This is a genomic window from Nitrospira sp. CR1.1, from assembly GCA_014055465.1.
Taxonomy (GTDB): domain Bacteria; phylum Nitrospirota; class Nitrospiria; order Nitrospirales; family Nitrospiraceae; genus Nitrospira_A.
Genome location: WIAF01000002.1, coordinates 455,229 through 475,855, shown reverse-complemented (window position 1 = coordinate 475,855; position 20,627 = coordinate 455,229). Strand labels below are relative to the sequence as shown.

The following is a 20,627-nucleotide window of genomic DNA, read 5'->3' as shown; positions in this document are numbered from 1 at the left end:
AGCCCGTGCTCGCCGCACGCGACGCATCAATGGCGACGCGCTCTGGGGAAAGATCCGACACCGATACGCTGTTGCTAGCGACTTCTCGTGTCTTTGGCGAGGGACGAACAACGAGTCCGACGATGAGCGAAAGTACCTTACAACGAGGCGCCGAACTCCAGGGGTTGAGCACGGCCATTCTCCTGCCGGGCGCCGGTCTTTTCGCCGATCGCCCTGGGCGCGGGCTTGCCAACGTGGGCCCCTTGACCCACATCGGAGGGTTGAGCCTCTTTCAACGGACGGTCCTCACCTTGCAGCGAGGCGGCATCCGCCAATTGATCATCTTGGCCGGTCCCGATGAAGAGTTGTTGAAACAGGCGTTGGCGCGCGGGGCCCGCGTCACGATTCCGGTCCGGTGGATGCCGGTGCGGGAGTTTCCCCTCGACGATCCGCGCACATGGGAATCCCTGGCCGCTGAGGTCCGGGGCTTTTGCCTGGTGGCCGGAGTCCAGGCGGTTTTCTCCAGGGGCTTGATCGAACATTTGCGACAGACTGTGCGCGACGGCGAGGCGGTGGTGGTCACGCGAGAAGCGGGCCCGGTCGAGCCTGTGGCCGGTCGTCGGAATCCGGTGGTCGCATTTCAGGAGGGGCGGCTGATTTCATTTCATAATCAGCCCGGCCAGGTAGGCCACCAGGTGGCAGCCGATCTGGTCGTGTTGCCAGCCAGTATTTTGAACCCGCCCAACGGGGCGGCTGAGGCGTCGACGAGCGGCGCCACGGATGCCACCGGGATGACCCCCATGCGCCGCTGGCTGGAACGAGCCGCCATCGAAGGGCGTGTACGGGTGGTGTCCGCCGCATCCCATGCCGGACTCTGGTATCGCGAAGTATGGGATCAGGCCAGTATCGGCCAGGCGGAGCGGACGTTGTTCCGATCGCTGAAGGGCGACGCCGAGGGATTTGTCGACCGCTACTTCAACCGCACCTTCTCGCGCCTGTTGACTAGACTGTTCTTGCAGCTGAAGTGTTCACCGAACACCATCACCATGGTGGCGACTGTTATCGGGCTCCTCTCGGCCGTCGGGTTCGGTCTGGGTACGTACACGACCGGCATTATCGCTGCGTTGTTATTTCAACTCGCCGCTATTATCGACTGTTGCGATGGCGAGGTGGCGCGCCTCACCTTCACGGAATCCCCGTTCGGCGCCTGGCTGGATATCGCCATGGACAATGTGGTGCATATCGCCATCTTTGCCGGAATTGCCTGCGGCGCCTATGTTCGGCAGGCCGATACGGCCGAAGCGTGGGTGCCTTTGGCGCTAGGGGGCGCGGCCGTATTCGGCAATGCCATGGCGTTCTGGCTGGTCACGAAGGCGCAAAAAATCGGCGCCACCCGTGGGTGGAGTACGCCGAAGCAGGCGGCCTGGTCCGACTTCATTCTGAAAAATGTGGCGAGCCGCGATTTCTCGGTCGTGGTGTTCTTGTTTGCCCTGTTGGATAAACTCGACTGGTTTTTATGGATGGCCGCACTCGGCTCAACCGTCTTCTGGTTGATGATGGTGTGGGTGATCCGACCCTCGGCACGGGCCCGTGCTTAAGGCCGCCCTCCTTGTCCTCGGGGCGCTGACACTCTCGGCACTGGTCTGGCACATCGGCATCGGGCGTATTTACGATGCGGTGACGCAACTGGGTCCCGCCGCCATGGCGCTGATCCTGCTTCCCTCTCTCCTGATGTATGTCCTCGAAGCCTATGGTTGGCGCGTGACGCTCGGCGTCTGGGCGAACGGCGTCCCGTTTTGGCGCATCTTGGCAATTCGCACCGCCGGAGAAGTCGTGAATATGACCACTCCCACGGCCTACGTGGGAGGCGAACCGCTGAAGGCCTATCTCCTGAATCGCCAGGGGGTGCCGCTGGTTGAAGGCCTTGCCTCCGTGGTGACGGCCAAAACCACCATGACCATCGCCCAAATTCTATTCATACTCGCGGGCATCGGCCTGGGATTTTGGTTGTTGGGTTCGGGCGGATCTGCCGGACAGACGATCACCGCCGGGATGGTCAGCGTGGGACTCCTGCTGTTCGGGGTCGGCGCCTTTGTCATCGTTCAACGGCAGGGTATGTTCGGGTGGATCCTCGCAGTACTGAGGCGTATCGGCCTACGCATCCAATTTCTGGAAACTCGCGAACAGCAGTTGCTCGAATTGGATCGCACGATCGCGAGTTTTTATTCCCATCAACGACAGGCCTTCCTGCTTTCGACGGGACTGTTTCTGCTCGGTTGGCTGGCGGAAGCGCTAGAGGTCTATGTGATGGTTCTTTGCATGGGGCAATCCATCAACGTCTTGCCGGCTGTCGCAATTGGGGCGCTCTCCGTCTTTATCAAAGGGGGGACGTTTTTTATTCCAGGCAGCTTGGGTGCTCAGGATGCCGGGAACCTGTTTCTGCTCTCTGCGTTCGGATATGGCGAGGTCACGGGCATCACCTTCGCGCTCCTGCGGCGTTTTCGGGAGTTTGTCTGGATTGCGCTGGGGCTCGGCTGTCTGGCAATCGTGACCAAAGGCGCCGATCCCTCTCTTTCAAAAAAATAATTATCACCCCTTCTGAAAAGCGAATGTGTGTCAGGTTGCGACAGCGAGGACGATTCCGAATGTCCTACGGTGCGATTTCACGACAAGATGTGGCCTGATTGGTTCTCCTCGGCTACACTAGGGAGCAACACTGAGTGTGCCATTCTAAGATGACCAGCGGCATGCCCTTACAACGATGAGACAACGATGAGTGGTTCTATGCAGCCGTCACCGCAGTCCGGTCCGCGAGATTGGTCTGGCCGGAATGAGATGTCATCAGCAAGAGGGCTGCCGTCGAGCCAGGGGCGTCGATTGCCGCCGACACAGGATCCGCAGGAAGCCCTGGAATTCTGCCGGGCCTTGGCGTCGGCAATGGAACTGACAGCCACTGCCGAAGACCATCGCCAGCCACCGGCATTGATTGCCGCCATTCTGGGGCAACGCGTCGCGTCCGCTCCTCCGCCGATGTTGTCGATCGTGATTCCGGTCTTTAATGAAGAAGAGAATTTGCAGACCCTCCATACCCGCCTGACGAGAACGCTCACTGAACAAGGGCTGGATTACGAGATCGTCTTCATCGACGACGGCAGTCACGATCACAGCCCGGAAATATTGCGGCGCCTGGAATCAGAGGATCATCGGGTTGTCGTCGTGGAGTTTGCCCGAAATTTCGGCCACCAAGTCGCGATCAGCGCCGGATTAGAGCATAGTCGCGGGCGCGTCGTCAGTATTATGGATGCCGATCTGCAGGATCCTCCCGAAGTCCTGCACACCTTTTTGGCGAAATGGCAGGAAGGGTGGGAAGTGGTCTACGCCGTGCGAACCGAACGCAAGGAATGGTGGGGCAAGCGGTTGGCCTACGCGGGATTTTACCGGCTGCTTCAACGGGTCGCCAATATCGAGATTCCGTTGGATGCCGGAGATTTTTGCGTCATGGACCGGAAGGTGGTGGATCTCCTGGTCCGCATGCCTGAACGGAATCGATTTGTCAGGGGAATCCGCAGCTGGGTGGGATTCAAGCAGGTGGGGGTGCCCTATGAGCGCCAGGCGCGCCATGCCGGAACGCCCAAATACACGCTTCGGAAATTGATCTACCTTGCGCTCGACGGATTGATCTCCTTCAGCCACATGCCGTTGCGCATCATCACGTTGCTGGGCTTTACCGTTTCGCTGCTCTCGTTTCTGGTGGCGCTGTTTTATTTCATTAAGAAACTCACCATCGGTGTCGGGGTTGCCGGTTTTACGACCTTGGTCGTGTCGATCTTCTTCCTGGCTGGCATTCAGCTGATGACCATCGGCGTGATCGGGGAGTACATCGGCCGGATTTCCGACGAGGTCAAGAACCGCCCGCTGTATGTCGCCCGCCGCGTGACCAGGAGATAACCGCCATTCGCATTCTCATGTTCGATAATGAGTTCCCTCCCCTCGGTGGCGGCACGGGTGTCGTCAATTTCCATCTGTTGGAAGAGATGGCCCGGCGAACGGACGTGACGGTGGATCTCGTCACCTCCTCGCGTAGCCGGACCCGGTACGAGAGGGAGCCGTTCGCCGATCGCATCACGATTTACAAGGTGCCGGTCGACAATCAGAATATCCATCATGCGACCAACCGTGAACTGTTGCGGTACAGTTGGCGCGGCTGGCGGCAGGCTACACGATTGCTGTCCCAGCATCGCTATGACGTGAGTTTCGCCTTCGCGGGCGTGCCGGCCGGCGCTATCAGCTATCTCCTGCGCCGGACGCATGGCCTCCCCTATATCCTGTCCCTGCAGGGCCCCGATGTCCCGTGGTTCGAAGCGCGATATAACTATCTGTATCCCGTGCTGACACCGGTGATTAGACAGATCTGGCGGCGGGCCGGGGCCGTGACGGCGATCAGCGCCGAGCAGATTGCACTGGCGCATCGGACAATGCCCGATCTGAAATTGGTGACCATTCCCAATGGGGTTGATACGCGGTCGTTTGTTCCCACGGGGCCTGCGCCGCTACGTCCTTTTACGATCATCTGTGTGGCCCGTTTGATCGAACGCAAAGGCCAGCATCATCTGTTGCGTGCGTTTGCCCACCTGCGCGCAGCCGGGACTGAGCCGCTGGCGTTGATGTTCGTGGGGACGGGCGATGCCGAACCGCAGCTGCGTGAGCTGGCCGCGAGTCTGAATGTGCTGGACGCGGTGACCTTCAAGGGGTTTGTGCCGCGTGAACTGATGCCGCGGGTGTACCACGATGCCGATCTGTTCGTCCTGCCGTCCCAACACGAGGGCATGTCGATCGCGCTGTTGGAAGCGATGGCGTCCGGACTGCCGGTGGTCGTCACCAATACGGGAGGTACCGCTGAATTGGTCACGCAGGAAGAGAACGGCGAGATTGTGGCCTGGGCCGATGTGCCGGGCCTCACCGCCGCGTTGCAGCGTCTGTTGAAGGACGGCGAGCGGCGCACGCGGATGGGGCAGGCAGGGCGAAGACGCGCGCAGGAATTCGGCTGGCCGGCCCTGGCGACCCGATATCTCGAGTTGTGTGCGGGCCTGACCGTGCCGTCGATCGAGCGCCGATGCACGAGTCGTCGCCCCGTGGTGGAGGCGGCGCGCCGATTCAAGAAGGAATCGCGAGGATGAGCAGATACCCGCACGTGTGCATTCTCACCAGCCAGTATTTCGACTGGGGGATTTATGGCGGATTCGGCAGCATGTCGCGGAAGCTTGCCGAGAGCCTCGCGTCGTCGGGCCACAGGGTCAGCGTCATTGTACCAGGGCGCCGGGGGCAACAGCCGCTCGAAACCATCGGCGGGGTGGAGATCCGCAGTTTTTCTCCGCGCAATGTCAGGGACGCCTGCCGTCTCATTCGGGAATCCAACGCCGACATTTTCCACTCGCAGGATCCGACCGTACTGACGTATCTGGCGCAACGAATCCACCCGCGCTGTGCCCATGTGGTGACCAGCCGTGATCCGCGGGAGTTGAGCGACTGGTGGGTGGAGTTTCTCTACGCCACCCCGATGCGGCGCCTCCTGACACCGCTCAACTACCTCACGGAATCCGGGATTCTGGTAAGGCGCGCCGTGCGCCGTGCGGACGCGGTCTATTGCCCTGCGCATTTCCTGAAAGAGAAGGTCAAACGCCTCTACGGCCTGAAGGAATTGCCGACGCTGCTGCCCAATCTCATTGATGTGCCTGCAGCAGTGCCTCGCAAAAGCGACCGGCCGACCATCACCTTTGTCGCGCGATGGGACAAGCGCAAGCGTCCCTGGCTCTTTCTGGAACTCGCCGCACAGTTTCCCGAGTACCGGTTCGTGGCTGTCGGGAAGGGGAGCGCCTCCGCAGAAACGGGGTTCGATGCGGAGTTGCGACGGCGATTCCGTGACGTGCCAAACCTGGAAATGCCGGGGCTGATCAACCGCTTCCGCGAACCGGACCGCATGCACCAACTGCTCTCAGACACCTGGATCTTTGTCAGCACGGCGGTGCGCGAAGGGTTGCCGTTGACGTTTCTCGAAGCGGCGGCCTATGGATGCCCGATCATCAGCCGGGTGGACCCGGACCAGTTCGCGACGCGGTTCGGAAAACAGGTGCATGATGATGACTATGCCTCGGCCATACGGAGCCTCCTCGCCGAGTCGCCCTTGGAGAAGGGCCGGGCGGCGTATGACTACGTGCGTGAGACCTACGAAACCTCGCGGGCTTTGCAAGCCCACATCGAGCAGTACGGCCGCCATATTGAAGGAAGAGGTCAGGCCGCATGAAGCCTGTCTCACGGTCACGGCGTCCGATGCGGTTCTGTCTCACCGGAGGATGGTTCGACAGCCCCAATGTCGGCGACAATGCGCTTCTCCTCGGCATTGTCGAAAGCCTGGGGAAGGCCGCTCCGGCTGAATTCACCGTGTTGACGCCGGACCCGGTGCGGGTGCAAGCCCTCCATGGACTGTCGGCTCTCGCGCCGCGCCGCCATCCGATCACATTGATCCGTCTCCTCTACTCGGTTGATGCGCTGGTGTTCACCGGGGGATCGCCATTCTTCGACCATACCGTTCATATGCTCTATTGCGCGACGCTTGCGGCTGTGGCTCGGCTGTTCGGCGCCAAAATCATCGTGTGGGGGATATGGCTTCGCCCCCTCTCCAACCGGCATTGCCGCGCACTGGTGCGCTTTATATGCCGCCGGGCCGATTACCTTAGCGGACGAGATCCGGAGACAGTCCGTGGGCTATCGGAGTTGGTAAACGGAGGAGCCTCGGTTGAATTTCTCCCCGATCCGGCCACGCAGATGACACCTCTTTCAAGCGACCAAGCGAAAAGGTTGCTGGCCATAGAGGGCGTGAGGCCCAATGAGAAGGCCGTCGCGATTTGCATGAGAGACTTTCATGCGGGGCCCGAGTTCGGTGTGCATCATTACGACCGACAGTTTTCGCCGGGCGATGTGGAGCAGTATCAGGACGCAATGGCGCAGTTGGTCCGGACCTTGCTGGAGAAGACCGACTACCATATTCTGTTCTTTCCCATGCACACCGTCGATCCCGATGATGATCGTGTTCCGGCGGTGAAGGTCGTCGAGCGCCTGGGAGCAGCAGCGGATCTGGCGCGGGTGAGCGTCGTGACTCGCCAGTATCAGCCGAGAGAAATGAAGGGTATGCTCGGGCTCATGGATCTCGTCGTCGGGATGCGGTTCCATTCGTTGCTGTTGGCCTCTTCGATGGGGACGCCTATTGTCAGCATTGCTCACGCCTCCAAGTCAGAAAGTATCATGGAGCTCATCGGACAACACCAACATATGATCCGGGTTTCAGATGTGACGGGGGCGTGGTTGAGCCGTCATGCCCTCGACGTCCTGTCCCAACATGATGCGCTCCAGTCGGCCCTCAGGAAACAGTACGCATCGTTTGCGGCGGTCTATGAAACACAATTGTCACGACTGATCATGCTCCTTGGCGGAGCTGAGGGCCCCTCCTCTTCAGGGAAGTCGCAGCCACTTGCCCCCGCTGGGACGTAGGTTGCCGCCCGCCGCCTGCCATGTCAGCGAAAACCATCACAAAGGGCATCGTCTCCGTCGGAACCTGGTCTGCCACCAAGCTGGTCGTGACGGGGCTGGTTCTGCCGATCTACTCGCGCATCCTGGGGATCGATGGCTATGGTCAATATGCGTACTATGTCGCGCTGTTACTGATCAGCTCACATCCGGCCAACTTCGGTATGCGGCATGCGTTGACGAAATACATTGCCGAGCGGCCGAATGATCGGGTGTGGCAAGAGCGGTTGGCCGAATTGGCCGCTGCCGTGAATACAGTCAGTGCCGGCATTGTAGGGGGAGCCGTGCTGCTCATTCTGCTCGCCGGGGCAGGCTTCAGCCCTCAGGCGCTGATAGTGGCGGCGGTTGTGGTTGGAATTCTTTGGTGTGAACAGGCATCTCTATACGCCAGCGGCATTCTCTATGGGCTCCACCGCGAAGAAGAGGCCACGCTACCGGCCTCATTGGGAGTCATCGTCGGGGCGGCAGTGGGTGCGGGGCTGGTCACGACCGGATTCGGCGTCCTGGGGGCGCTGAGCGGAATGCTGTGTTCTGGTGTGCTCGTCGCCGCGATCACGCTTCGACGCTCACGGCGGGCGATTCATGACGCCCCTGATACCGGAAACGATGAGCCCATTCCTCGCCGCGCGTTCATGCACTTCGGCATGTCGACCATGGCATACGCCGGCGTCGCAATGATGTTGTATTCAATCGATATCCTGCTGGTTCGGCATTTTTCCGGCGATCAACAGACGGGATTCTACGCAGCGGCGGTGCAGTGGTCGGAGTTTGTCTGGTTCCTTCCCATCGCCATTGAGGGCGTGATGGTGCAGTCGACGGCTCACTTATGGGTGCGTGGCCAGGTGGAAGAGATCACGCGCTTAGTCAGCCGACTGATGCGGTATGTCGCCATGACGACGGCCTTCTTGCTGATCTTCGTCCTGGCGTTTGCCGAACACATTGTGACTGTCTACTTCGGCCCCGAGTTCCAGGGCGCCACGTTGCCGTTGCAATTGTTGATTCCCGGGGCCTTTGCCTTCTCGCTCGCACGAGTCATCAGGCCCGTGATCCAGGCGCATGGATGGGTCGTGACGTTGTTGAAGATCGTGTTCGCGGCCACGGTGATGAATATTCTCCTCAACGTGGCATTCGTCCCGCGCTGGGGTGCCGCGGGAGCGGCCGTGGCCACGTCCGTGTCGTTCATCGGCGTAGCGATGGTGTATGTCCGGTTGCTGCAGGAGGAGGGGGCCCACCCCTTTCAAGGTTTTTCTTGGGGGCGATTTATGCTCTTGTGCGCGGGGACCAGCGCGGTATTGGTGCCGATAGCCAAGGCAATTTCTGTCCCGTTGGTGGCGCTCACAGTCGGCGGAATCGTCGCGTTCGGCCTGTATTGGGGCGGCGTCTTCCGACTGGGCTTGATCCGCCTTCGTGAACTCGAGCAGATGGTGGACAGTTTGCCTGGGCCGATTCGCCGGATCGCCATCAGCCTCATGCACCTGCTCCAGCCGATCCTGGTTCGCCTTGGCGCCACTGCCGCGAACTGAACGAGTGAGAAGTCGATGGCACAGGATCATCATATCGTTTCGGTGGTGATTCCAACCCTGGGGCGGGAGACATTGGCCCTATGTCAGGCCGCCTTGGCGAAGCAGACGCGGCTACCGGATGAAGTCATCGTCGTGATCGACCGCGATCGGCGCGGCGTCGCCTGGGGAAGGAATGAAGGAATTGCCCGGGCAACGGGCGATCTGATCGCCTTTGCCGACGATGACGGCATTCCGCCGCCGGATTGGCTGGAACGATTGGTGGGCGCGCTTGATCGCTACGAGGCGGCTGTCGCGGGCGGCACCTTTCAAGAAACGGATCCCCTCCTGGATGCGATCCGTCGCCGCACGCCCCTTCCGACGGTTGAACAACTCGATCCGGGAGGCTTGGTGGGAAACGGCGGGAACATTCTTTTTCGACGAGATTGCCTGATGGACTGTGAGCGGGACGACGGGTATGTCTTCAATCCTGCCTTTGGCGGAGCGGGGGAGGATTGGGAGCTGATTTGGCGTCTACGGAAACGCGGGGCCCGAATGGTGTATGTGCCGAATCCGGTGGCCCATCTGCGCCGAGCCACGGGCGTGCAACATTTGCGACATTCATTTCAACGCGGCATGGGTATCGCACGGTTGTTTCGAGCGATGCAGGGCGATGCGAGCGGTATTGTGCCGCAGGATAGTCTGCTATGGGGAGCGGCCGGCCGAAAGATCAAGCCGCGCTGGCTGAAAGCCGTCTGGGTCAAACTGTTTGGGCCGTTTGCCCGGAAACAGTTTCGCAGCGCACGCCATTTCTGGTGGTTTTGGCTGGGAGAAAAATACCAGGCTGTCGGTTTTCTATGGGAGATGTGGCGGGGGATGTGGACATCGAACGGGAACAACCAGGGGAACGGTCGCAGCCGTCAGGCACCGTCCTCACAGCGCGCGAACCATGAGTAACGTCGAGTTGCGTACCAGGGCCTGGTTCGGCGATGAGCCGCTGACGATCGGATTCCCGTCGACGTGGAAGATTGTGGAGGTTGGCCCGCAGGACCATCCGGCGCTGACGGCAGACGGGTTGCGTGAGGGGCTGCAACGTCCCATTGGCTCTCGGCGACTCTCCGACATCGCTGTCGGCAAAACGCGAGCCGTGATCATCGTCGATGATCTCACCAGGCCGACTCCTGCCGCCGGCCTGCTTCCCGTACTCATCGAGGAACTGCTGCGAGCGGGAATGCCCGGCCGCGCGATCACCGTGCTACTGGCGGGTGGCACGCATCCGCCTGCCTCCGCAGAGGACAAGGCAAAAAAGGTCGGCCATCATCTCCCTGCTGAGGTGCGTGTATTGGCTCACGATAGCCGGGGGGAACTCGTGAACGTGGGCCGATCTCCGGGAGGCTTGCCCCTGTTAATCAATCGAACCGTGATGGAGTGTGATCTCAAGATCGGGGTCGGGTGTATCTACCCGCATCCCATCGCAGGGTTTTCAGGCGGCGCGAAGATCATCCTTCCGGCCGTCTGCGGGGTCGAGACCACCAGGATGATGCATGATTATTTGCGTGGCTCGCGTGAGCGGGGAGGCTCCATTCACACCGAACTGCGGCGCGAGATGATTGCGGTGGCAAGAACCGTCGGGCTCGATTTCATCGTGAACGTCACCATGAATCACTCTCGACAGATCAGCGGGCTCTTCGCGGGCGATGTCGTGGCGGCGCATGAGGCCGGCGTGCGTGCGGCGCATGCGATGTACACGGTGCCGTTCGTGCCTGAGGCCGACATCGTCGTGGCGGATATGTATCCCTTCGATACCAGTTGGCAGTTTGCGCAGGATCGGGGGATGTGGCCGATCGAGTATGCGGGTCCGGAGGCGTCCCGGGTGGTGATCGCCGCCTGTCCGCTTGGATTGGGCACCCATGAGCTGTTTCCCGTCGACAGTCCTCTTTGGTCACGCATTGCGAGGAGGCTGACGCATTTCCGGTGGGCTGATTTGGATCGTCCGCTCGAGAAGCTGCGCACGATGGCAAAACTGATTCGCCAGAAGCAACACCGTCTGATAGTCCTGTCCCCAGGCTTGAAGCCAGACGAGTTGACGGCGGTGTTTCCTCACGCGCAATGGTTCGGCGAGTGGCCGGCCTTGCTGGCGGCGCTCCAGGCACGACATGGCGACGGGCCGTTGACGGTGGCGGTCTACCGTTGTGCGCCGTTTCTCATTCCGAGCGGGGCTGCGGAGTTACAGCCCCACACGGTGAACCATTGAGATCCTGCCCGTCTGCCCGCACCCGCCCGAGTGGTGACGTTCGTCCTGGATATCCCATGAGCATCAGTCGAATCGGCATCGGGTTGTTCCTTCTCGTGTCCGCCTGCGCGATGGGCTTGTTTGAATTGGCCGTCACTCCACCGGTGTGGTGGGATGAGGGATGGACGCTCTGTGTTGCGCGGCAGTGGGTGGAAACCGGTCACTATGGGTGTCTGCTGAACGGTGAGCCGGCCCCACCGATCCTGGCCGGACACTTTCCTGTGGTGGCATCGATTGCTGCTGGATTCCGCCTGCTCGGCGTCGGCGTGTGGCAGGCGAGGTTTGTGGAACTGCTGTATGCCCTCGGGGCGCTGGGCTGCCTCTATTACCTTACGTTGAAACTATTCAGTCGTGATGTTGCGCTCGGCACCCTGGCGATTCTCCTGTTCATCCCCGGCAACTGGGGGATGCATCCGTTGATCATAGGGCGACAGGTCTTGGGTGAGATGCCGATGCTGTGCTTCTTCCTGGCCGGTTCCGTTTGTCTGTTGCTGGTGGACCGGCATCCTGTTTGGTGGGGAGGGGCTCTCGGCTGCTGGGGCGTGGCCCTGATGAGCAAGGCGCAGATTCGTCCATTTTTCACCCTGGCACTTCTGATGTCGAGTCTGCTGGCTGCGTTACGGGGCGAACGAAGAATCGCAGGGCTGCTGACGGGCAGCGCCGCCGGCAGCTGGGTGGTGATGTATGGCTTGAACGGGTTGCGTTCTTTGGCGTTGGAAGGCCATACCCTGCCCAACCCACCCATGCCGGGGCTTCTACAGGTATCGGCCCTTGTGTTAGTGCCGACGATCCGACTGGATGCGCTGTGGTTCACCCTGCGATTTTGCCTGCCGACAATCTGTGGATTGAGCCATGGAGTATGGACGATGTATGTGCAGTGGCGATCTCGCGTTGAGTTCACGCTGACTGACGCGGTTCGTACAATGTTGCTGACATTCGCGCTGAGTTGGTTCGGCTGGTTCTTTCTGCTCTCCCTTGGCGGGGCGCGGTATGCGTTTCCGGCATGGTTCGTCTCGACCCCATTTTTCCTGGCGCTCCTCTACGAATGGAGCCAGGGGTATGATCTGAGGGAGACGGCCCGCTCAATTTGGTCCGGTTTTCGAGCCGGACAGGCGAGGATGCCGGGGATCAAGAGTCTCGCGGTGGTGTCGCTCGTGCTCCTGTGTCTGTGGACGGCGGTGACGGCACGATATGCCTTCCGTGGGCGTGAAGATGGCAGGGCGTTGCAAGAGGTGGTGACCTATCTTCACAGTCGAGTGCCGAACCATGCCTTGATCGAAACCTATGAGAGTGAGCTGCTATTTCTGCTGAACCGTCGGTATCACTATCCGCCCGCGCAACTGAACGTGGACTTCATCCCGCAAATGTGGAAGAAAGAGCGGCATCTGACGTACGACGCCCTCGAGGCAGATCCAGACTACGTGGTGGTCGGCGAATTCGGCCGCTGGGCAGGGATCTACCGGACGCTGATCAACACCGGGCAGGTGAGGCTCATTCTCCAGGTGGGCCGCTATCAGGTGTATGAACGGGTACGTTCCTCGGGCGCCGTGTCTGGCGCATTGGCCCAATGAATTCAGGTGGTCAGTGGGTTCGCGACGCGGGTTTCGCGCTGCCCCGGTCTTCGATCGAACGCCTACCGGTTTTTTGATGGCTGACGAATGGTGCTGACCATCTGGCGGATGGTCTCGCTGACGAGCGCCGGCTGATCGAATTGGATGAAGTGACCGCTTTGGTCGGCAAAGACCTGGCGGCTATTCGTCGAGAGCTTGGTCAGGTCCTGCTGCAGATCCCCCCACATTTTCCTGAACTTGGCAGGGTTCACCTGGCCCGGCATATCCGGCCGCCAGGTCGGGCCCGTGGCCGTGACGACGACCAATGGAAGATCGCCGAGCGAACCGCTATGGCGCACTTGCTCCAGGGTTTCAATCAGCCCGTCGTGTTCATCGCTTAAGGTGGAATAATAGCCGGTCCGCAGCCAGCCGGCGCGCAGCATCGGGCGAACCTCCCGAGTGACCTTCTCCTCCTGTCCGATCAACAGCGGCGGCAGTTGGTCATATGACGCCATCAGGCGTGAGATGCCCAGCATTGTCATGGCGCGAATGGCGGGCAGTCTTGATTTTTCGATATTCGCGAATAATCGAAATTCAGCCTGACGCATTTCCAGTTCATGTCCCGCGTCCACCAGCACCATGCCGACCACTTCTTTGGGATAGTCGTGTTGGTAGAGCCGGACAACAAGACCGCCGAGAGCATGCCCGACGAGCACATAAGGACCGGAGATGCCGGCGCGCTCCAGGAGGCGATGAAGTTCACGCGCCATCCGTTGTCCCGTGCGCGGCAGTGGTCCGCGCTCGCTCCACCCGAGGCCGGCGCGATCATACGCGCAGACGCGGGTCGTCCTGGCAAGCTGCTGGTGCACCGTGCTCCAAGACAGCGACCAGCCGGGTGCAGCCGCCTCCAGCACCACCGTCGGACTTCCTGTTCCAAGGCAATAGAGGTGCAACCGGTGTCCTCCTATGTCGACCATTTGGCCGGGAGGCGGATACTGTTGCCGATCGAGCACCATGCCGGAAATTTGATAGAGGGCGCCTCCGGCCGCCAGTGCGACGACCAGACCGAGGACCCATGTGAGTGCGCGCATGCGAGCATCATCCCCTGTAACGAGTGGCGGAAGCAAACCGAGGCCAACGAGTGCTTCGTCGCAAACCAATGGCTTGGCATGGCCCCGATCGGGAAATCAGGGAACTTTGATGCTGCCGCTCACGCGGAATAGTGTTCCTGCAGATGGTCGCGCTGAAAACGAAGGATGGATCTGACAAGCAGTTCCCGGTTTTGCGAGCTCAGCCCGACGAAGCGAGCGTGGAGGCGGTACGTATCGCCCAGGAGCGGGAGCGGATCAAGCCGCAACACCTCGATAGAAGATTTGAAGAGAACTTGGCCGGGGAGGAGGAGGGTGAGGGACAGGATTTCCCCCGATTGATAGAGCGTCGTCACCATCACGCCAATACCACCGGCGCTGAGGTTGACGGATGTTTCCGTCAACTCGCCTTCGGTGTCGTCCGCGGCAACCTGAATGCAGATGGGCAGAAGGACGGTGATGCGATAAAATTCGCGGCGTTCTCTTCCGGATGGCTCTGGAGGCATGTCGGACGCCATGGCGGAGGTCAGTATAGCAAAGTCTCAGACCTGTTGAACGTGAAGCATGAAGATAGGCATGACCGCTGCCACGTTCTGGTCGAACGTCGTGTTTCGATGTTTTCATTGAGTCTGTATGGTGGGAGCCACCGGGTTCCCCTGGCGGTTGGAATCAGCTACCGCATGGGTTGGAAGAGACCAACGTGGTCAGTTGGATTGCCCCATCCTGTGTTGCCAACGGCGCAAGTGTGTCAGCTTGGGCAACTTCGTTTTGCCGTTGAAAAGATAGTTTCCGATCACACCGTACAGGTTGTAATCGACGAACAAGGGCCGGTCGGAGAGCAAATAGGCAGACGAGGCCAGCATGTGGTCGATCGGCAACAGGAGTTCGGCAAATTGAGTAGAGAGATATTTCCGGTGACTGGTCCATTCCTGAACGCAGCCCTTTCCGAACTTTCGCTCCTTGTGACGGATCAGCATGACGCGCTCGACCAGTGGTCGGGAGGGAATCACGTAGGTATCGTTCACTTTGAATCCCACCATCTCCAGGTCGGTCTCAATATAGCGGGATAGAATCAGCTGAAGGCCTTCGAGCTCCTTCGGGAAGAGGTCGAGCTTGAAGCGTCGGTCGATATAGCGCGCAACGTCCTGCCCAAAATCTGTGCGGTCGCAGATCGCGTGTTTCCCGTCGACGATGCAGGGTACCGTATGGCCACGCCCATTTGTAGCTTGGATAATGGAAGCCCGCTCGTGATAGCGGATGTTGCGAAGGCGAAATAGGATGCCGTGCCGTTCAAGGATATGCCGCACCGTGATGCAGAACGGCGACCAAGGAAGCTGGATCAGGGTGAGCATGGCGTCTATATGAAGGAAGCGAGGGGAAAGATCAACAGAGGACGGGAACGGCTGCCCGATCGTCTTCCTGCTCGCGGAACGCGCGCCCTCAGAACCGGCCTCGTTCCGCTGGTGACTATCTGTGCCTGATCAAGTTTTCGGAGCTTCCCGTCGCAGGGACTGTCGCCCGGCTAGCCCTGAAGAACTTTGGCGATCTGCTCTCTCTTTGGGTGCACGCATATACACCTCCCCTGTCGTGATCGTTCAGGATTATCATCCGGGTACCATACGAGCCGAATTAGGACTGATGATGAGCATTGCAGGAAGGTCGTTGATTTACAACACGTCGATGGGTTGTTAGTATGCCGCGCATGAAATTAGCCGTTGTGCTGTTCTGGGCGCTGCTCTCGATCCTCGCGGCTGTGGCGCTTGCCCATGTCGTCGGCGTCGTCAATCCTCACGAAAAAGTGAACGGCTTATGGCTGGTCGTGGCGGCGGCCTGCATCTATGTCTTGGCCTATCGCTTCTACGGTCGCTGGCTGGCGCGTCGCGTCGTGCACTTGGATAACACCCGTCTGACGCCGGCCGTGCGGTTGAACGACGGGGTGAACTTCCATCCCACAAATAGAGTCGTCCTGTTCGGCCACCACTTCGCGGCGATTGCGGGCGCGGGTCCTTTGCTCGGGCCGGTGCTGGCGGCGCAGTTCGGGTTTCTCCCCGGCTTTCTCTGGCTGGTGATCGGTGCGGTTTTGGCGGGGGCGGTGCAGGATTTTATTATTCTCGTCGCCTCGATGCGGCGCAATGGCCGCTCGTTGCCGGAGATCGCACATGATGAACTGGGGTCCATTACCGGCACGGCAACAGCGGTGGCGGTCCTGTTTATTGTGGTGGTCGCGCTGGCCGGGCTCGGCTTCGCGGTGGTGAATGCGCTCTACCATAACGCGTGGGGCACCTTTACGATTGCCATGACGATTCCCATCGGGTTCATCATGGGGTTTTATCTCCAGAAGTTTCGTCCGGGCGCGGTCGCCGAAGTGTCCGTGATCGGCCTGGTGTTCCTGGTTGGGGCGGTGCTGTTCGGGCGCGTCGTCGGGCAATCGTCCTATGCCTGGTTGTTCGAGTTCGAGAAGCCGGCGCTTGTCTGGCTGCTGGCCGGGTATGGATTCATCGCTTCGGTATTGCCGGGGTGGATGTTGCTGGTGCCGCGCGGGTATCTCTCAACCTTCATGAAACTCGGCGTGGTGTTTCTGCTCGGGCTTGGCGTGATTCTCATGGCGCCGACGATTGAGATGCCGCGCCTGACCTCATTTGCTAACGGGGGAGGACCGATTATTCCCGGCACCTTGTTCCCCTTTCTGTTCATTACGATCGCCTGCGGCGCCGTATCGGGCTTTCACTCGCTGGTGTCTTCCGGGACGACCCCCAAGATGATTGAACAAGAGTCCCAGGCGGTGGTGGGGTATGCGGCGATGTTGTTGGAAAGTTTCGTCGGCGTCATGGCGTTGATTGCGGCGTCGGTGCTGATTCCTGGCGATTATCTGGCCATCAATACGATGCTCTCCGCAGAGACGCTGACGGCGATGGGGTTTGCGCCATCCCGCATTGCGGAGTTGTCGCAGTTGGTCGAAGTGAATGTCGCGGGGCGGCCGGGTGGTGCGGTCTCACTGGCCGTGGGCATGGCGTCAATTTTTGCCGCGTTGCCAGGTATGGCCGGGCTGATGGCCTATTGGTATCAATTCGCGCTGGTGTTCGAGGCGCTGTTCATTCTGACGACGATCGATACGGGGACGCGTGTCGCGCGGTATCTGATTCAGGAAATGGCCGGGCGTGTCTATGCGCCATTTCGACAGATGAACTGGCAGCCTGGCGTGCTGCTGAGTAGTGCTGTTGTCGTGGGGTCCTGGGCCTACTTGATCGGAACCGGCAGCATTTCCACCATTTGGCCGATGTTCGGTGCCGCCAATCAATTGCTGGGCACGCTGGCGCTCTGTATCGGCACGACGGTATTGATCAAGATGTGGAAGGCGCCGTATCTCTGGGTGACGGCCCTCCCCATGTTGTTTGTGGGAGGCATTACGCTGGCCGGCTCGTATGAGATGTTCTGGATGTTCCTGACGAAGGCGGCGACGCTGGCGGCAGGGCAGGCCTTCGCGCTCTATCTCGACGCCGTGCTCGTTGCGGTCGTGGCGATTCTGGGGATCGTCGTCTTGAGCGACAGCCTGAAGCAGTGGTATGGGTATGTGGTTCTGAAGCGCCCATTCAGCAGCAGCGAAGTCATCGCCACTGCCGGCGGCGGATCGGCTGGTCGCGCGCAGACGGCGATTCACCATCATGATGACCGCACGTTCAAGCTGCCGCATGGCGGCGGCTGCTGTTAGGTTCTGGACGATGGCGCGAGCATAGAAGGAGGAAATCGTGGCTGACCAATCATCATTCGATGTCGTGTCGGAAGTGAATATGCAGGAAATGAAAAACGTCGTCGATCAGGCGACCAAGGAGATCAAGCAGCGGTTCGACTTCAAGGACTCCAAGACCGAGCTGACGTTGAAGGAGAAGGAAAAGGAACTCGTCGTGCTCTCCGACGATGAGTATAAGCTCAATGCGGTCATTGAAATCATCAAGAGCAAATGCGTGAAGCGCGGAGTTTCACTGAAGGCATTCGACTACGGCAGGATCGAGGAGGCGCTCGGGGCCACGGTCCGTCAAGTGATCAAGATTCAAAGCGGGATCGCTTCGGAGAAGGCCAAGGAGATTACCAAGGCCGTCAAAGAATCCAAGCTGAAAGTCCAGGCGCAGATCCAGGGTGAACAGGTGCGGGTGATCAGCAAGAGCAAGGATGATCTGCAAGCGGCCATTGCGTTCCTTAAAGGAAAAGATTTTGGGATTGATTTGCAGTTCACCAACTACCGCTAGCCTGGGGTGGTGAAACCGGCCTCCAGCTTCGTTCTCGCGTCGCTCAGAGGCTCGACGTACAACGTAGTACGCCTCGCCTCCTCGCTCGCTGCGGCCTTGCTGGGCAGCCTGTTTGACCATCCCAGAAGGAATTCCCCGGTTCCAGGATGCCCAAACTTTTCCTTTGTCTCTTGATGTTCGTCTTCGCTCTCGGCGGATGCACCGGCAGTGATCCGATCGTCGTCATTCAACTCCATCCCACCAATCCGGACATTCTGTACATCGCCACCAATGATTACATTTACAAATCGCGGGACGGCGGGAAAACCTGGAGCAATCTCTCGAAGGGGATGAGCTACTCGCGCGTCATTGCGATGGCGATCGACCCGGTCTATCCCGCCACGATCTATGCGGGCACAAAGGGAGATGCGGTCTACAAAAGTTATGACGGCGGTCAGCGCTGGACCTCGGTTCGAACCGGCTTGGACGATGCGACGATCTCGTCCGTCGTCAACCAGTTTGTTTTCGATCCGGCGGACGACAACCACATTTTCCTGGCCACCACGATGGGCGTATTCGAATCGAAGAATGCCGGGGAGCGGTGGGTGAAGAAGATGGAGGGGATGAAGGAAGTATTGATGGTGGTGACGCTGGGGATGGACCCCGCGCATCCCTCCGTGATGTATGCCGGCACTAGCGGAGGCGTGTACAAAACGAGTGATCAGGGGGCGCATTGGCTGCAGATGAATAACGGTCTGGTGCCGGAAGGTATGGTGAAGACATCGCGCGCACTCGGCGTGACATCGGTGCAGGTCGACCCCTTCGCGCCGGACACGGTCTACGCTGCGTCGCTGGCCGGTCTGTATAAAACCACGGATGGTGCGGTCTCATGGGTGCGTATCGGTGAGTCGTTGCAAGATCAGATGATTGTGGCGATGGTACTGGATCGCGCGCGGGCCGGGGTGATGTATCTCGCCGCGCGGGATGGCATTCACCGGAGCGAAGATGGCGGCAAAACCTGGGCGGCATTCAATGAGGGACTGACGACAACCAATATCCGTTCTCTCGCGCAAAGCGCCATGGATCCGCAGGTCTTGTTCGCGGGTACGAACGGCAGCGGGCTCTATAAGAGCGTGGATGGCGGCGCCCATTGGCAGCCGATGCCGTCGGTGTTTCCCAAGGACTAGCAGGCTGTCGGATGAGGTCGCCCGCGGATGGATGTGCCGTTATCGCCGGGGCTGGCTATTCAGGGAGGAGTCGCCGATGGCAGGACCGACTCCTCGAATGTGCGCCGAGGAGGAGTGCTCTGCGTTTTCGCCCGCGTTGATCTCAAATCCCGATACATTCGGCAAGGTCGTGTCTTGTGTGTGGGCGCCGACACGATCCGTCAAGACGCTGTCCCTGAGATCTTCCCCTCTTCTGGGGCGCAGGGATTCGTTGACGTTGCTGTAGGGCGAGACCGTGGCGCCGATGTCCGCGCCGAAGCTTGGGTTGAGTGCGCGGTTCAAATTCGTGTTTTCGATGTCGCCGCCGATCCTGGTCGGGATGGTGGTATCCTGAATATCCATGCCGGTCGGGGCGGAAGCTGCCGGTCGTTTCGGTCGGATATCATGCGCAATCGTCTCGCGTTCATCTTCAATGCGTCGTTCTTCTCTCCCGCGCTGCTCGTAATCCAGTGAGTCGAGCTTTTCGTATCGCGTGAGGAGGCCCTTCATCCGGGTCCTGAGTTTCTTGAGATCATCTCGCGCGATGGCGACGGTGCCGACAATTTCGCTGAGCGTCCATTGCCGGGCAAAGGTGCCGAGTTTTGGAGACTGGCCGGGGCCGCCGCCCAAACCGTCCACGCCGCTTCCTACGCCGAATCCCGCGCTGTTGTAGATGCCTTTTTGTTGGACCGACATCAAAATGTGGTTGGACTGTTCGAGAAGTTCGTCGATGCGATCGACGGAATCCCATTCGCTGGCGCAGCATTCCAGAAATTCCCGGTAGTCGCGGGTGAATTTCGAGGCGGTATTTTGAATGTCGACGATTTTGAGCGGTGCTTTCGTTTCGGATTCACTGTGCTTGTCCTGATTCCCTGAGGCGGGTTTCTTCTCATCCCGCTCCGCGTCGTACAGAGGGGTACAGCCAGCATCAGGGGTAGCGGTGATGCGCTTATCGGCGGTGCGACCCGGGCACCAGTAGATTTTCCCAGGCTGGTTCAGCGGGTTGTCCGATCTGAATTCTCCTGCCTGCGCGGGAGGCAGAAGGGTCAGCAGGACCAACCCGGTGAATACTGACGCGAACGAATAACGAGGGTGCAGCGCAATGGTATACATCGTGAGATTGATGATGCCCCGCAAAGGACGTTGTGTCAATGAAAGGGGGGAATTGTGATGTGCTTGAAAAGCCCGAGGCTGTTCGCTACCCTCCCG

At 59.9% G+C, this 20,627-nt stretch carries 17 protein-coding genes; 13 read left to right on the top strand and 4 right to left on the bottom strand.

All coding sequences use genetic code 11. The features are described 5' to 3' along the window. The first annotated feature begins 29 nt into the window (after nt 1–29). The 10 genes from GDA65_06775 (at nt 30) to GDA65_06730 (ending at nt 12,923) form a co-directional block, all read left to right on the top strand. Nucleotides 30–1,577 (top strand): hypothetical protein, encoded by a 1,548-nt coding sequence (locus tag GDA65_06775; GenBank protein MBA5862394.1) that lies wholly within the window; start codon nt 30–32, stop codon nt 1,575–1,577. Then, nucleotides 1,570–2,565: a flippase-like domain-containing protein gene (locus GDA65_06770; GenBank protein ID MBA5862393.1), complete on the top strand. Its 996-nt coding sequence runs from the start codon at nt 1,570–1,572 to the stop codon at nt 2,563–2,565. The genes GDA65_06775 and GDA65_06770 overlap by 8 nt, the downstream gene beginning before the upstream one ends. Nucleotides 2,566–2,763: 198 nt before the next feature. Then, the gene (locus GDA65_06765; GenBank protein ID MBA5862392.1) at nt 2,764–3,927 is read left to right on the top strand and encodes a glycosyltransferase; all 1,164 of its coding nucleotides are present in this window, start codon (nt 2,764–2,766) and stop codon (nt 3,925–3,927) included. Nucleotides 3,928–3,944: 17 nt separating this feature from the next. Beyond that, nucleotides 3,945–5,156 (top strand): glycosyltransferase, encoded by a 1,212-nt coding sequence (locus tag GDA65_06760; GenBank protein ID MBA5862391.1) that lies wholly within the window; start codon nt 3,945–3,947, stop codon nt 5,154–5,156. Beyond that, a complete protein-coding gene (locus GDA65_06755) occupies nt 5,093–6,280 on the top strand; it encodes a glycosyltransferase (GenBank protein MBA5862390.1) in 1,188 nt (395 codons plus the stop codon). The genes GDA65_06760 and GDA65_06755 overlap by 64 nt, the downstream gene beginning before the upstream one ends. Continuing rightward, on the top strand, nt 6,277–7,524 hold the full coding sequence (locus tag GDA65_06750) for a hypothetical protein (protein ID MBA5862389.1): 1,248 nt from the start codon (nt 6,277–6,279) through the stop codon (nt 7,522–7,524). The genes GDA65_06755 and GDA65_06750 overlap by 4 nt, the downstream gene beginning before the upstream one ends. Before the next feature lie 20 nt (nt 7,525–7,544). Further along, entirely contained in the window at nt 7,545–9,083 is a 1,539-nt protein-coding gene (locus tag GDA65_06745) for an oligosaccharide flippase family protein (GenBank protein MBA5862388.1), read from the top strand. Between the two features lie 15 nt (nt 9,084–9,098). Then, nucleotides 9,099–10,016 carry a glycosyltransferase gene (locus tag GDA65_06740; GenBank protein MBA5862387.1) on the top strand — a complete coding sequence of 306 codons (918 nt, stop codon included), beginning with the start codon at nt 9,099–9,101 and terminating at the stop codon, nt 10,014–10,016. Next, nucleotides 10,009–11,313, top strand: coding sequence for a DUF2088 domain-containing protein (locus GDA65_06735; protein MBA5862386.1), 1,305 nt, complete (start codon nt 10,009–10,011; stop codon nt 11,311–11,313). The genes GDA65_06740 and GDA65_06735 overlap by 8 nt, the downstream gene beginning before the upstream one ends. Then, on the top strand, nt 11,169–12,923 hold the full coding sequence (locus GDA65_06730) for a hypothetical protein (GenBank protein ID MBA5862385.1): 1,755 nt from the start codon (nt 11,169–11,171) through the stop codon (nt 12,921–12,923). The genes GDA65_06735 and GDA65_06730 overlap by 145 nt, the downstream gene beginning before the upstream one ends. Nucleotides 12,924–12,985: 62 nt before the next feature. On the opposite strand, the gene GDA65_06725 is transcribed toward GDA65_06730, so the two are convergent. The 3 genes from GDA65_06725 to GDA65_06715 all read right to left on the bottom strand — a co-directional run bounded on the left by GDA65_06725 (nt 12,986) and on the right by GDA65_06715 (nt 15,342). Further along, a complete protein-coding gene (locus GDA65_06725; protein ID MBA5862384.1) occupies nt 12,986–13,993 on the bottom strand; it encodes an alpha/beta fold hydrolase in 1,008 nt (335 codons plus the stop codon). A 119-nt stretch (nt 13,994–14,112) separates the two neighbouring features. Then, nucleotides 14,113–14,508, bottom strand: coding sequence for a hypothetical protein (locus GDA65_06720; protein ID MBA5862383.1), 396 nt, complete (start codon nt 14,506–14,508; stop codon nt 14,113–14,115). A 186-nt stretch (nt 14,509–14,694) separates the two neighbouring features. Continuing rightward, nucleotides 14,695–15,342 (bottom strand): glutathione S-transferase family protein, encoded by a 648-nt coding sequence (locus tag GDA65_06715; GenBank protein MBA5862382.1) that lies wholly within the window; start codon nt 15,340–15,342, stop codon nt 14,695–14,697. 350 nt (nt 15,343–15,692) lie between these two features. Between GDA65_06715 and GDA65_06710 the strand changes: the two genes are divergently transcribed. The 3 genes from GDA65_06710 to GDA65_06700 all read left to right on the top strand — a co-directional run bounded on the left by GDA65_06710 (nt 15,693) and on the right by GDA65_06700 (nt 19,400). Further along, the gene (locus tag GDA65_06710; protein MBA5862381.1) at nt 15,693–17,699 is read left to right on the top strand and encodes a carbon starvation protein A; all 2,007 of its coding nucleotides are present in this window, start codon (nt 15,693–15,695) and stop codon (nt 17,697–17,699) included. A gap of 37 nt (nt 17,700–17,736) precedes the next feature. Then, a complete protein-coding gene (locus tag GDA65_06705) occupies nt 17,737–18,234 on the top strand; it encodes a YajQ family cyclic di-GMP-binding protein (GenBank protein ID MBA5862380.1) in 498 nt (165 codons plus the stop codon). Nucleotides 18,235–18,380: 146 nt separating this feature from the next. Beyond that, nucleotides 18,381–19,400, top strand: a complete 1,020-nt coding sequence (locus GDA65_06700; protein ID MBA5862379.1) for a hypothetical protein — start codon at nt 18,381–18,383, stop codon at nt 19,398–19,400. 39 nt (nt 19,401–19,439) lie between these two features. On the opposite strand, the gene GDA65_06695 is transcribed toward GDA65_06700, so the two are convergent. Continuing rightward, nucleotides 19,440–20,531, bottom strand: coding sequence for a hypothetical protein (locus tag GDA65_06695; GenBank protein ID MBA5862378.1), 1,092 nt, complete (start codon nt 20,529–20,531; stop codon nt 19,440–19,442). Nucleotides 20,532–20,627 lie beyond the last annotated feature (96 nt).